At 27.9% G+C, this 12,904-nt stretch carries 10 protein-coding genes; 7 read left to right on the top strand and 3 right to left on the bottom strand.

Going from position 1 to position 12,904, the window contains the following annotated elements:
* The first annotated feature begins 65 nt into the window (after positions 1 to 65).
* Positions 66 to 911, top strand: coding sequence for a leucine-rich repeat protein (locus tag ACWXVP_RS00115; RefSeq protein WP_456012494.1), 846 nt, complete (start codon positions 66 to 68; stop codon positions 909 to 911).
* Between the two features lie 427 nt (positions 912 to 1,338).
* Here ACWXVP_RS00115 and ACWXVP_RS00110 read toward each other — a convergent pair whose 3' ends face one another.
* Positions 1,339 to 2,928: an MATE family efflux transporter gene (locus tag ACWXVP_RS00110; protein ID WP_456012493.1), complete on the bottom strand. Its 1,590-nt coding sequence runs from the start codon at positions 2,926 to 2,928 to the stop codon at positions 1,339 to 1,341.
* A gap of 90 nt (positions 2,929 to 3,018) precedes the next feature.
* Here ACWXVP_RS00110 and ftsY point away from each other — a divergent pair, with 90 nt between their 5' ends.
* The 4 genes from ftsY (at position 3,019) to ACWXVP_RS00090 (ending at position 5,671) form a co-directional block, all read left to right on the top strand.
* Positions 3,019 to 4,074, top strand: a complete 1,056-nt coding sequence (ftsY, locus tag ACWXVP_RS00105) for a signal recognition particle-docking protein FtsY (RefSeq protein ID WP_456012492.1) — start codon at positions 3,019 to 3,021, stop codon at positions 4,072 to 4,074.
* Positions 4,074 to 4,292 (top strand): sigma factor-like helix-turn-helix DNA-binding protein, encoded by a 219-nt coding sequence (locus ACWXVP_RS00100; RefSeq protein WP_438340513.1) that lies wholly within the window; start codon positions 4,074 to 4,076, stop codon positions 4,290 to 4,292. Before ftsY ends, ACWXVP_RS00100 begins: the two co-directional genes overlap by 1 nt.
* Before the next feature lie 91 nt (positions 4,293 to 4,383).
* Entirely contained in the window at positions 4,384 to 5,112 is a 729-nt protein-coding gene (gene pyrH, locus ACWXVP_RS00095) for a UMP kinase (RefSeq protein WP_438340512.1), read from the top strand.
* 7 nt (positions 5,113 to 5,119) lie between these two features.
* The gene (locus ACWXVP_RS00090) at positions 5,120 to 5,671 is read left to right on the top strand and encodes a ribosome recycling factor (RefSeq protein ID WP_438340511.1); all 552 of its coding nucleotides are present in this window, start codon (positions 5,120 to 5,122) and stop codon (positions 5,669 to 5,671) included.
* Positions 5,672 to 6,045: 374 nt separating this feature from the next.
* On the opposite strand, the gene ACWXVP_RS00085 is transcribed toward ACWXVP_RS00090, so the two are convergent.
* On the bottom strand, positions 6,046 to 6,258 hold the full coding sequence (locus ACWXVP_RS00085) for a transposase (protein WP_456012491.1): 213 nt from the start codon (positions 6,256 to 6,258) through the stop codon (positions 6,046 to 6,048).
* A 164-nt stretch (positions 6,259 to 6,422) separates the two neighbouring features.
* On the bottom strand, positions 6,423 to 7,370 hold the full coding sequence (locus ACWXVP_RS00080; protein WP_456012490.1) for a hypothetical protein: 948 nt from the start codon (positions 7,368 to 7,370) through the stop codon (positions 6,423 to 6,425).
* 187 nt (positions 7,371 to 7,557) lie between these two features.
* Between ACWXVP_RS00080 and ACWXVP_RS00075 the strand changes: the two genes are divergently transcribed.
* Both ACWXVP_RS00075 and ACWXVP_RS00070 read left to right on the top strand, forming a co-directional pair.
* A complete protein-coding gene (locus ACWXVP_RS00075; protein WP_438340507.1) occupies positions 7,558 to 8,526 on the top strand; it encodes a phosphatidate cytidylyltransferase in 969 nt (322 codons plus the stop codon).
* A gap of 17 nt (positions 8,527 to 8,543) precedes the next feature.
* On the top strand, positions 8,544 to 12,878 hold the full coding sequence (locus tag ACWXVP_RS00070; protein WP_456012489.1) for a PolC-type DNA polymerase III: 4,335 nt from the start codon (positions 8,544 to 8,546) through the stop codon (positions 12,876 to 12,878).
* Positions 12,879 to 12,904 lie beyond the last annotated feature (26 nt).

The following is a 12,904-nucleotide window of genomic DNA, read 5'->3' as shown; positions in this document are numbered from 1 at the left end:
TACTAAGCATATTTATCTATCAGAAACATCCCTTCTATATAAAATTATGATACAATTAGTTAATTATGAAGATAGCAAAAAAAATATTATTAACATTAACAAGTATTTCTGTTCCTTGCATCTCTACTGCTCTTGTTGTTTCGTGTTCGAGAGGCGAATCATTGAATGATTTTGCGAAAGCCTTCGTTTTAGGAACGGCTGGTAGAGAAAACTACAAAAAAGATACTAAAACACTAGATTTAAGCAAAACTAATCTAAAGGTTATTCCAGCTGGAGCCTTCTCAGGAAATTCATTGCATGGTTTGTTTTTAAACACTAATGAACAATCGCATGCAGCTCCTGAATTTCTTGCTGCACCAGGAATCTTTGATATTAAAAAAAATGAGATTAATATAGAAAAAATTATTCTTCCTAGCAGTTTAGAAATTATTGAAAAAGGTGCTTTTGCCAATTTAGGATTAAAAGAAATTCAATTTGATATTTCTTCAAATAACCTAACAAAAATTGAAGAGGAAGCTTTTGCAAACAACAGATTAACTAAAGTAGAACTACCATCATCAATTGCAGAAATAAATGAAAAAGCATTCTATAACAATCAAATAACTTCAATCAATATCGAAGCCGCGACAAGACTAAAAAAACTAAGTTTTGGTGTTCTCGCTAAAAATAAATTAACTCAAATAAATTTAAAGAACATTAACACTATTGAAGACTCGGCATTGGCGCTAAATGAATTTACAATGCTTAACTTACCAAAAAATGTTACTCGTGTTTCAGAAAAAATGTTTTTCTTCTTTGGAAAAAATAGTGATGCTCATAGCGTAGAATTAACCATTGAAAATGATACTGTTAAAAAACAACTAACTAACGCGCTTAAAGAAAATAATGATCTTCACTATTCAATCAAATAATTTTTGATCAGCTAATGGCTGATTTTTTTATTTATTTTTTGTTTTTTGGATTAAAAATTATTTAATTATTCCGATTTTAAGCTAAAACCTAATTATCCAAAATTAATTAGGAATAACTTTATTAAACGATATGATTTCGTAATTAAATATTAAGAAAAAATATAAAAATATCCTTGCTTTATTTGCCTATTAATTCTTAAAAATTATTCATTAATCTTTATTATCTATTGCATAACAAAGAAGGCACTTATATTATGCTGCTCCCCAAAAAGGTGAGGAAATATCCACGAAAAATAACATTTGCACATTATATATTTTTAAAAAAATAGTGCATCGCCATTATATTAACGCTTATTTTATACTATGAACATAACATAATAATTCTTTTTTTAAAAAATCAATAATTTAATTTTAGATATTTGCTGCTTTAAAGTTTTTTTGCAAATTTCTTCCAAGCATCTGCATTTCAACGTAACAAATATAATAAAGTCCTAAATAGTGGATCAATTATTGCAATAGAACTTAAACTTATTAAAAATATTTCTTGACTTATATTATTGCTTCCAAAAAGAATTAGAATATATACAAAACTAGTTTGTAATCCAATCATTGTGAATATAGAAATTAAATTAGGCATTCAAACATCATTGGCTCCCCACAAAGATCTTAATGTTGTTAATGGCCCCACATCCATCAATGATTTAATTGCAAAAACACTCATTAAAATGTAACAATATTGGTTTATTAATTTTGTCTCTATTGAATATATTTTAAACAAGGGGTAAGTTAAAATAATTCCCAAAATGCCGAATAATAGCTGAACTATAAAACCAGTTTTATAAGCCAAATTACCAATTTTTTTAGCCTTATCAAGTTTATTTTTTCCGATTTGTGTTGCCACAACAGATGAGGTAACATAACTTAACGCTAGCAAATAAGCAGCAAATAAATCATAGATATTATTCAAAGCCCTTCAAAGACCAATAAACCTATCATTTAATTTAGCGTCCGGAATAGCCTTGGATAATAAATATTGCGAAACAAATCAAATCCCTGTTTCTAGTGAGATCGGGAAACCGATTTTAAGAATTTCCTTAATATATTTATTATTCCATGTTTCTTTAAACTTAATTTTATGATTCTTGACAACATATTTTTTCACTAAGATACTAGATATCACAATATTAATTAATGAACCTATGATAATTTCAAGTGAGGCTAGGAATGCATTTTTTATTACAAAAAGAATCATAAAAATTCAAATTGTTCTAACAATTGTTCCAACAATTACGCCAATTATAGCAAGTTTATTTTTCTTTATTGCTTGCAATGAAGAATTCATTATAAAGGCAATGGAAGTTATAAAAATATCAATAGTACCAATTCTTAAAAATTTTATAGCAAAACTATGTTCATTTTTAACTTCTACTTCAACATTAGTCGGAATATAATTGATCCCATCAGCAAATCCACCAACAAATATTTTATGATTTAAATCAAGTTGATAAACCTGCTCTAATTTTAAGTTAGATTTCTTTAAATTACTTATAAAATTGTTATAGTCAACTTCCTTTTTTCAACCAATAATAAAAGTATTTTTAGCGCCTGAAAGTGATAAAAGTTTAGGAGCACTAAAAAATACAATTAAATATATTACGCCATTCAAAATTAGTGATAAATAAAAAGCTGATCAAAGAAGTTTTGCAATTTCTTTTTGCTTTCCTTGACCATAAAGATTGGATGCTACAACTAAAACACCAAGTTGGAATAATAATGGTAAGAAAGTTATTATTTTATATACAACAAATATCTTTGCAAAAGTATAAAAATAATAGCCATTGTAAGACCCATCAGCATGATAAACACGATTATAAAAACTGACAGCTAATGATCCCGCAATGGTGACTGTGGCAAAAAATAATGTCTGAATAAAAATGGGAAAAGATAACCTTAAGAGATATTTGAAGTTATATTTTTGTTTAAAATATTTATCGTTTTCAATTGCTTTAATATTCATAGTTTATCTATTAATTTTACTAAAAACATAATTATAATTTTTATAATAAAATATATAGATAAAATCATATCAAAACATATAGGAGAAATTATGGGTTTCTGGTCAAAACTAAAAGATAAACTTTTTGGAACAAAAGAGGAAAGAATTGCAAAAAAACAAGCTAAAATAGAAAGTAAGGAAAAGAAAAATCTTGCAAAAGAATTAAACAAAAAAAATAAATTAGAAAATTACATAGCAGGTTTATCTAAATCAAATTCCTCATTCATTGAAAGCATTAAACAAATACAAAATAGGCATAATAAAATTGATGATAATTTCTTTGATGAACTCGAAGAATTACTTATTATGTCAGACATTTCAATAAAATTAGTTCAAATAATAATTAATGAATGTAAAAAAGAAGTTAAAAACGAAAACATTCAAGACCCTAAATTGATTAATGAAATTATTGCAGACAAATTATTTACTTTCTATGCCTCTAATTCAATTATTGATACAAGTCTTAATGTTCAAGACAACCGAATTAACGTAATTTTGGTTGTTGGTGTTAATGGCTCTGGTAAAACTACTTCAATATCTAAAATCGCTCACAAGTTAATTCAAGAACAAAAAAAAGTTTTAATTGCTGCTGCGGATACATTTAGAGCTGCAGCCGTTGAACAGTTAGAGATATGAGCTAATAAAGTTGGGGCAGATATAGTAAAACCGCTTAACAATGAAACAGATCCTGCGGCAGTTGTTTATCGCGCAATTGATAAAGTTAAAAACGATAATTATGATGTTCTAATAATTGATACTGCAGGAAGATTGCAAAACAAAATTAACCTTATGCATGAATTAGCTAAAATTAATAAAGTACTGCAATCAAAAATACCAGGCGCTCCTCATGAAAGTTTATTAGTTTTAGATGCTACAACCGGCCAAAACGGTATTTCACAAGCAAAAGCTTTTGGTGAAGTGACAAATCTAACTGGAATTATTTTAACAAAAATGGACGGAACCTCAAAAGGGGGGATTGTATTAACAATTAAAGATGAAATTAATCTAGCCGTAAAATTCATAGGTTTAGGGGAAGGGATAGACGATTTAGCCGAATTCGATCTTGATTCATATATTTATGGTTTAATGAAGGGTATAAATGAATAATGGAAGATATTGAAGAAAGAGAAAAAATTATTAAATTGTTTGATAAATATGGGCAATTATTACCACAATCACAAAAGCAAGCCCTATATCTCCATTTAATTGAAGATTTATCTTTTGCTGAAATTGCTGATGAGTTGGCAATGTCAAGACCGGGCGCATTTGATGCTGTTAAAAAAGCAAGGCAAAAACTTATATTGCTTGATAAGAAACTAGGTTAAAAGTACTTATTTTGTTGAGTTAAAATAGTTATATTAATTTTAAAAAATATATAATTTTAAAAATAGTAAAACTTTTTAGAGGAGTTATTTAATGTCTTATAAATATAAAAGGGTTTTAATAAAACTTTCAGGAGAAGGATTAGCAAATAAAGAAAAACATTTAGCTATTGACTATGAACTAGTTGAAAAATTTGCTAAACAACTTAAAGTTATTATTGCCAATAATGTCGAGGTTGCAATTGTTGTTGGCGGCGGTAATTTTTGAAGAGGAACAAGCGCTGCGAAAAATGGTATTCAAAGAGTTAGAGCTGATTACATTGGTATGCTAGCAACGACTATGAATGCACTTGCCTTACAATCAGGTTTCGAACATAACGGATTACAAACTAGAGTATTATCTTCATTAACACTAGATCCCAAGGTTTGCGAGGTTTATATAAATGAAAAGGCTAAAAAATACCTAAAAAGTGGCGAGGTAGTAATTTTTGCTGGCGGAACTGGTAGACCTTTTTTTACAACAGACACCGCTTCAACATTATATGCTTCCGAAATAGAAGCTGATGCAATATTAATGGGTAAAAACAATATTGATGGTGTGTATGATAGTGACCCTAAATTCAATAAAAATGCAATTAAATTCAATACATTAACTTATGATGAATTGCTGGAAAAAGACCTTAAGGTTATTGATCAAACCGCTGCATCAATGGCAAAAGAAAATAATATTGATATAATAGTTTTTGATATTAATGAAAATGAAGCATTATTAAGAGCTATTGAAAATAAAATACCAAATACAATCATTGCTAATAAAAAATAGAGGAATTATGGAGTTAAGTTTTTATATAGAAGATTTAAAAAAGAATATTAAAAAAACAATCGACAATTTTGAAGTGCAATCATTAAAAGTTGCTGTCGGAAAAGCAAACCCCGCTTTGATTAATAAAATTAAAATTAATTACTATGAATCGTGAATGAATTTAGATGAATTAGCTTCAATAAGTTCAAATGGACCATTAGAATTATTAGTTAAACCTTATGATATGGCAATTCTAAAAATAGTTGAAAAAACTCTTATAGACCAAAAACTAAATATTACTATTATTAATATGGGACATCAATTAAGATTAATTTATCCGCAAATGACAACAGAAAAACGTATGGAAATGACTAAGTTATTAAATCAAATCGCTGAACAAGCAAAGGTGGGGATAAGACAAATCCGCCAGGATATTAATAAACACATCAAAGCAGATAAAGAACTGTCAGAAGATCTACAAAAGAATTATTTGGACCAAATCCAAAAAGAGATAGACAAATCAATTGAAAACATAAATTCACTAACTAAAATAAAAGAAAAAGATTTAATGACAATTTAATAAAATCAAAATAGTTCATCGGAATTACTGAGAATAAAAAAATAAGTAAATTTATAAGAAGTATACTTGTTCAAAAAGGCAAAACTATAATAAAAGATTAATGCATCTCATTAAAACTAAAAAAGTTTTGTGCAAATCTATTAGACCTTTCTTAAGAAATTTTATTAGGAAGGGTCTTTTAATTATAAAAAATAAAAAAAGAAATAATTAAACCTAAATTATTAATAAATTCACAAACGGGATTTTAACAAATTGTCTCTTTTAAAAACTATTGTGCAAATTCTAAAGGTAGTGTAAAAAAAATGTGTAAGTTAATCTCTAACTTGCTTTTTAGTAAGTGATTTGAGATTAGCAATTACACAAATGTAAATTTATTATACAAAAACAGGTCCTCAATTAAAAACAACTTTATTTCATTTTTCTAACTGATTTTGGATTGCAAAATAAACTATCTTTATTAAAGAGCCATCAGTAGGAAATGAAGTTTTGTTTCTTGATATTTTTCTAATATTTCTATTTAAATTTTCGATGACATTTGTTATATAAATTAGCTTTCTAATTTCAGTTAGAAAATTAAAAAAAAGCAATTAGTTCATTGATGTTTTTTTGTCAACTTTTAAGCGCATAGTGATATTTAGAATCTCATTTTTCTTTGAAAATATCTAGGAATCTAGATACTTCATCTTAGGGACTATAGATATTTTTGTTTTGTTTACAATTAATGTTTTATATAGTGCATTTTCTATTAATATTACTTTAATTTATTTGCTTTGTCGCTAAACATAATATAAATATAGGCTTCAATAATTTGATTTGTACGTTCATCAATAGATTTTTTTCGATTTTTAAAATCCTCAAGACATTTAATAGGTTCTCCAACTATTGGGCTAAAAGATATTTTAGTTAAATTGCCTTCTTTATCAGGTAGCAAGGACATTATTGGTGTGTTTAATGCAAAATTTGTTTTTGATACCATATTATATTTACTTGGATCTTTAACCATTTCATTACTTAATCTTGAGTTATCTGGCTTAAACATTAAATCACCATTACCAATCTTGTAAACTAATGTCATATAGTCTGTATTAAAATCGATATTCATATTTTTTAAATCTTTGCAATCTTCTGGCGAGGGGGTTTGCGGCAATATGTGTTCATAACTTAAATTTAAATAGCTTAAATCATTTTGACGTTCATCTTCACTTCTAAACTTTTCATATCAAAAAGGCTGTTCGCGCTTATTTTTGAAACCGCTAAATACACATGCAATAATTAATTTATACAGTTTATTTGACACTGGTTTAAATGATGAATTCTCATCAGTTATTTCATAATTAAATTTATTATTAAGATGTTCGCGCAATAATTTAATATTTTTATCGTCTTCATCATTTAATGATAGCATCTTAATAAGTTCTTTATAAATTTGATTAGCAAATTCAACATCTACAGGCTTATTATCTTTGAATAACAATTTATTTGTTTTATTAATTATTGATGTACTTAGGGATTGTCCTTTAAAATCAAGTTCCCATAATGTGTCAAACTTTTCAATTTTGTATAGTACTTTAGACAAAATAATAAGATTTTCTTCATTTAAATCAACATTTGGAAAAAAGTTTAATTTGTTTAGGATTGATATGATTAAAGGAACATAAATAGATTTAGAACCACCCGATGTTATATTATTGATTTGCAAATTAATAAAATTAATATATTTAATTTTTTGTATTTCATCTCTCGGACTAAAAAGGTGTGTTTTAATTTTGTAATTAAATATATTTACAACTTTAATATCATCTATTACAAAATCTACTATAAAAAAATATAAATATAAAACTTTTTTTACATCATTAATAAACTGTTAGTGTCTATAATTATTAAATATGAAAAATATTAAGCTAAGAATAAAGTCAGCAATGATTTTAGCATTAATTTTATTGCCTTTTTTATTTATAACATATTTTGGAAAAATACCAGGAAAAGTTATTGGCTTCTCCTTCTTTGCTATCATTTCTGCATGAGCAACTTATGAGGTTCTTTCTCATAACATTTTAAAAAGATGGGAAAATATTCTTATAGCTATTTTAACAGTATTAGTTTGGGCTTTTCCGTTGGATTGGTTTTCAGCGCAACCAGAACATAGTAATTTTATAGGTCTTGCAAAAACAACTGGTTCAAATATATTGATAGTAACAAAACAAATAAAAAAATCAATTTTTTTTGGATATGATAGTCTATCTAAATTTAGAGCATTACAGCTATTGCTAATAATTCTCTTTATAACTTGCATATTTCTAGTAAATCTTTTTATTACTAAAACCATAAAAAGAGACTTTATTTTTTCTTATTTTATTGCTATTTTTTCAACATGATTTATTCCACTTGCTTTTAAAAGCTTGTTTATATATAACGCTGCAAATTTATATTTTGTCTTTGCTATTATTATAATACCAGTTATCACTGATACGATGGCCTATGTCGGCGGTTCTTTATTTGGAAAAAAATTAATTAAACGAGGGATGGCTCCTAAAATAAGTCCAAAGAAGTCATGAGAAGGCGCTTTTGTAGGTTTTATATTTGGATCGATTTTTGTATTTATAACAATGTATTTAGGCCATATAACACAAAACAAAACATTTTCTATTTTTACTAATTGAAAACAATTAATAGCTGGCATATTCCTTTTACCATTTATATCTATTCTAGGCGATCTTGTTTTTTCGCTAATCAAAAGATTATATAGAATAAAGGATTTTTCAAATTTAATACCAGGGCATGGTGGTTTTATGGATCGTTTTGATTCAACTTCATTTGTTGTAATCATGACTTCAATAATATTATTTATTAATTAGATTTGGAGGTAATTCATATGATGGATGAATATTTTAAACAACTATGTAAAGAGGTAAAATTTGAGCCATCTAATGAATTTGATGGTGCTAAACTTTTATTAGTACATCCTGCTATTAAAGAGGGATTTGAAAACTGAGTTTTTGATGTACAATTTGATCAACATATTAACATCAATGAATATAAGAAATTTCATAAAGCTGTCGAGTCTCGATTTCCAAAATGCCGCATTAATTTAATTATTCAAAATGTTATTTTAGATAAAAAAAACATTGCTGACTATCTAAAATATGTTATTGATAAAAGTTTTCCTTCATTGAATGACATTTCTGGTTTTATAAATTCGGCTCATATAGAAGTGACTGACAATGAAATAAATTTTCTTATTCCATTAAAAACTGCATATGAGAAATTCAAACAAAATAATAACCTAATTGTTCAAGGACTAGAAAAAATAGGATTTGAATTTCTTAAACCTATTTATAAATTAGCTGATAATTCAAATAATAGTAAGAAAAAAACCATAAACAATTTAATAAACTCCTACTCAATTCAGCAAAAAGAGGAATTAAGTTTTTCGCAAAAAAATCCAGATAAAAATACAACAAATAGTAACGGTCAAAAATATTACGCAAAACCTAAGGCTAAATTAGTTGAAATGGATATTGCTACCGCCTTAACAACATTTGAAGAACTAAGAGTTATTGTAAAAGGGGAAATTTATTTTTTAGAATGGAAATCGTTAAAAAATAACAAACGCCTTTTAACATTAAAAATTTCAGATTATAACGAAGCTATTTCTGTCAATTTTATTCAAAACGAATCAGAAGAAAAACCTTCTATCAATGAAGGCGATACTATTTATGTAACGGGTATGCTAACTGATGACAAATTTACACAAGCTAAGGTTATAATGGCATACGGTGCGCAAGCGTTTACCAAAACAGAGCCAATAACTTCATTAGCCGAAGATAATGAGGTTGAAAAAAGAATAGATTTAGCCACAAGAACACACATGAGTGTTCAAGACGGAATTTCTTCCCCTAATGAATATATAAAAGCTGCCATAAAATATGGCCATGAATTTATCGCAATTACGGATTTAGATAATGTGCAAAGTTTCCCATCTTTCTATAATGCCTTAAAAAAAGAAAAAAGAATTAAACCTATATACGGAGCAACACTATCTACAATTTCAAAGAAAAATTTAATTTTTAAAGGATATGAAAAATTTAAGGATTTTGATTTAAAAGAAGCTGAGTACGTTGTTTTTGACCTCGAAACTACAGGACTATCATGCCGCTTTGACGATATTATTGAGTTTGGAGCTACAATAATTAAAAATGGCATAATAGTAGAAAAAATTCAGTTTTTTATCAAAACAAAAAAGACACTAAGCCAAAAAATCAAAGAACTAACCAAAATAAATGAACAACTTTTAGAAGGGGGGCTATCCCCTGAAGAGGGAATTAAAAAAATCCATTCTATTTTAAACGGGCGCATTGGTGTAGCGCACAATGCTGCGTTTGATATAAATATGTGTATGGAAAAATTTAGAAAATTAGGTCTTGATACAAGCAATCTAATTTGTGTTGACTCCTTGTGGGTTTCATATTTTTTAGATAAAAGTGAAGCAAGGCATAAAATGAATTATGTATGTAAGAGACATAATGTTATTTATACATTTAGCGACGCTCATAGGGCTGATTATGATGCTCATGCTTTGGCTCAAGTCTGATTAAAAATGATTACAAGATTAGCCATTGAAAAAAACATCTTTAGCGCATCCGAGCTATTAAATGTTGATGCTACACAATGATCAAACAGAATAATGTCTTCCGAAATAAGAGTATTAGCAAAAAACCAAAGAGGACTTAAAGAATTATTCAATATTCTATCTTCATCACTAACAAAAAATTATAATGACGGTCCAAAGTTTTACATTGAGGATAAAATAAAATACAATAATATTTTGTTTGGTTCAGGGACACATCGCTCAAAATTATGGGACAAAATAATCCTGGGTACAAATGAATCAATAGAAAAAGAAATTGTTAACTTTGATTATATTGAATTGCCACCGATTTCATCTTTTGTGTATTTAGTAGAGGGTGAGGAACTTATCTCATGAGAAAATCTTAAATTCGCATATCATGACTTAATCGAAAAATGCAAAAAGCTTAACAAAATGTGTGTTGCAACATCTGATTCAAGATATGTTTATGATTTTCAAAAAACTATTCATGCCATTTACATTAACGCTCCTTCGCTTGGTGGCGGGGTACATTGATTAAAAAGAAAAACACAACCAAAGTTGCAATATCTAACAACTAGACAAATGTTAGATGAATTCGCTTTTTTAGGTGATGAAAAATTAATTAAAGATATTGTTATTTATAATCCCAAAAAAATTGCTAATCAAATTGAGAACATACAAGTTATTAAAGATAAATTGTATGTTCCGACCTTTGATGATTCACCAACTAAATTGCGTAATTTAGTATATGAAAATCTTTATAAAAAATATGGAAAAAGTCCTGATCCAATAATCATTGAAAGAATAGAAAAAGAGTTAAACCCTATTATTAAGTATGGTTACTCAGTAATTTATTGAATTAGCCATAAATTAGTTAAACGTTCAAATGAAGATGGTTATCAAGTGGGTAGTCGTGGCTCAGTAGGTTCCTCGATAGTAGCTAACCTATCAGAAATATCAGAAGTTAATCCGCTTGAACCACATTATTTATGTTTGGAATGCAAATATTTTGAATGAAATAATGATCCCAATATATATTCAGGATGGGATCTCCCTAATAAGAATTGTCCAAATTGCAATAAAAAACTTTCAAAGGATGGGCATAATATACCTTTCGAAACCTTTTTAGGTTTTGAAGCTAACAAAGTTCCGGACATTGATTTAAATTTCAGTGGTGATTATCAACCAAAAATTCACAATTTAGTTAAGGAATTATTTGGTGAAAATCATTCATTCAGGGCCGGAACTATATCTAAAATTGCCTTAAAGACCGCATATGGTTTTTGCCGAAAATATATGGAAGAAGTGCGATTAAGTGAAACGCCGTGATCAAGAACTTTTCTTGATTTCTTAGCAAATAAATCGGCCGGGGTTAAAAGAACAACAGGGCAACACCCGGGAGGAATTATTATTATTCCCAAGGAATTTGATGTTGAGGACTTTACACCTGTTAATTATCCCGCAAATGATGTTAATAGTTCATGAAAAACTACACACCTTAATTTTGAATCCATTCATGATAATGTTTTAAAACTTGATTTACTAGGTCACGATGATCCAACAACAATAAAAATGCTTGAAGATTTAACAAAAACAAATGCCAAAGACATACCAAAATCTGACCCAGAAGTTATGAAGTTATTCTATACAACTGAATCGCTAAAAATCGATCCAAAAATGATTGATGGTGAAACTACAGGTGCTTATGGTTTGCCAGAGTTTGGAACGGGTTTTGTTAGAAACATGTTAAGAGAAGCGCAACCACGGACATTTAATGATTTAATCTTATTAAGTGGTCTAAGTCACGGAACTAATGTGTGGGCCGGAAATGCTGAAGAGTTAGTCAAAAAAGGGTTTAAATTAAAAGATTGTGTATGTTGTCGTGATGATATTATGCAAGAATTAATAAGAAAAAATATCGAGCCATTAAAAGCCTTTGAAATAATGGAAAAAGTCCGTAAGGGTAAGGGCTTATCCGCAGAGCAAGAGGAACTATTAATAAAAAATAATGTTCCAGACTGATACATTAATTCACTAAAAAAAATTGAATATATGTTTCCTAAGGCTCATGCAACGGCTTATGTTATTATGGCCTGAAGAATTGCTTGGTATAAACTTTATTATCCTCTACAATTTTACGCTTCATATTTTTCAATAAGACCAGATGCAATTGATATTGAAACAATGTCAAAAGGGTATACTAGCGTTGATATAAAACTAATGAATTTAAAAAAGAGAAAGAACGATATAAGTAATGCGCTTTCAACAAAAGAGTCAGCATTAATTACCACATTTGAAATAACAAAGGAAATGTATGCTCGAGGGTTTAAAATTCAAAACGTTTCTTTATCAATATCTCATTCCAAGGATTGAATTGTTGATGAAAAAACCAAATCCTTAATACCGCCATTTATTGTTGTTGATGGACTAGGTGATACCGTTGCAGAACAAATAGTTAATGCTCGAAATCAGCAAGAATTTTTATCTATCGAAGATCTTTGCCAGAGAGGAAAAGTAAATTCTAAGATTTGTTCCGAACTAAAAAAGCTAGGTATATTAGATAATTTAAATGATACAAATCAAGTTGAATTATTTTAACAAAATAACCTTAATTATAATTAAAA

The organism is Mycoplasma sp. 1781, assembly GCF_053851675.1.
This window is presented reverse-complemented; position numbering and strand designations above follow the sequence as displayed.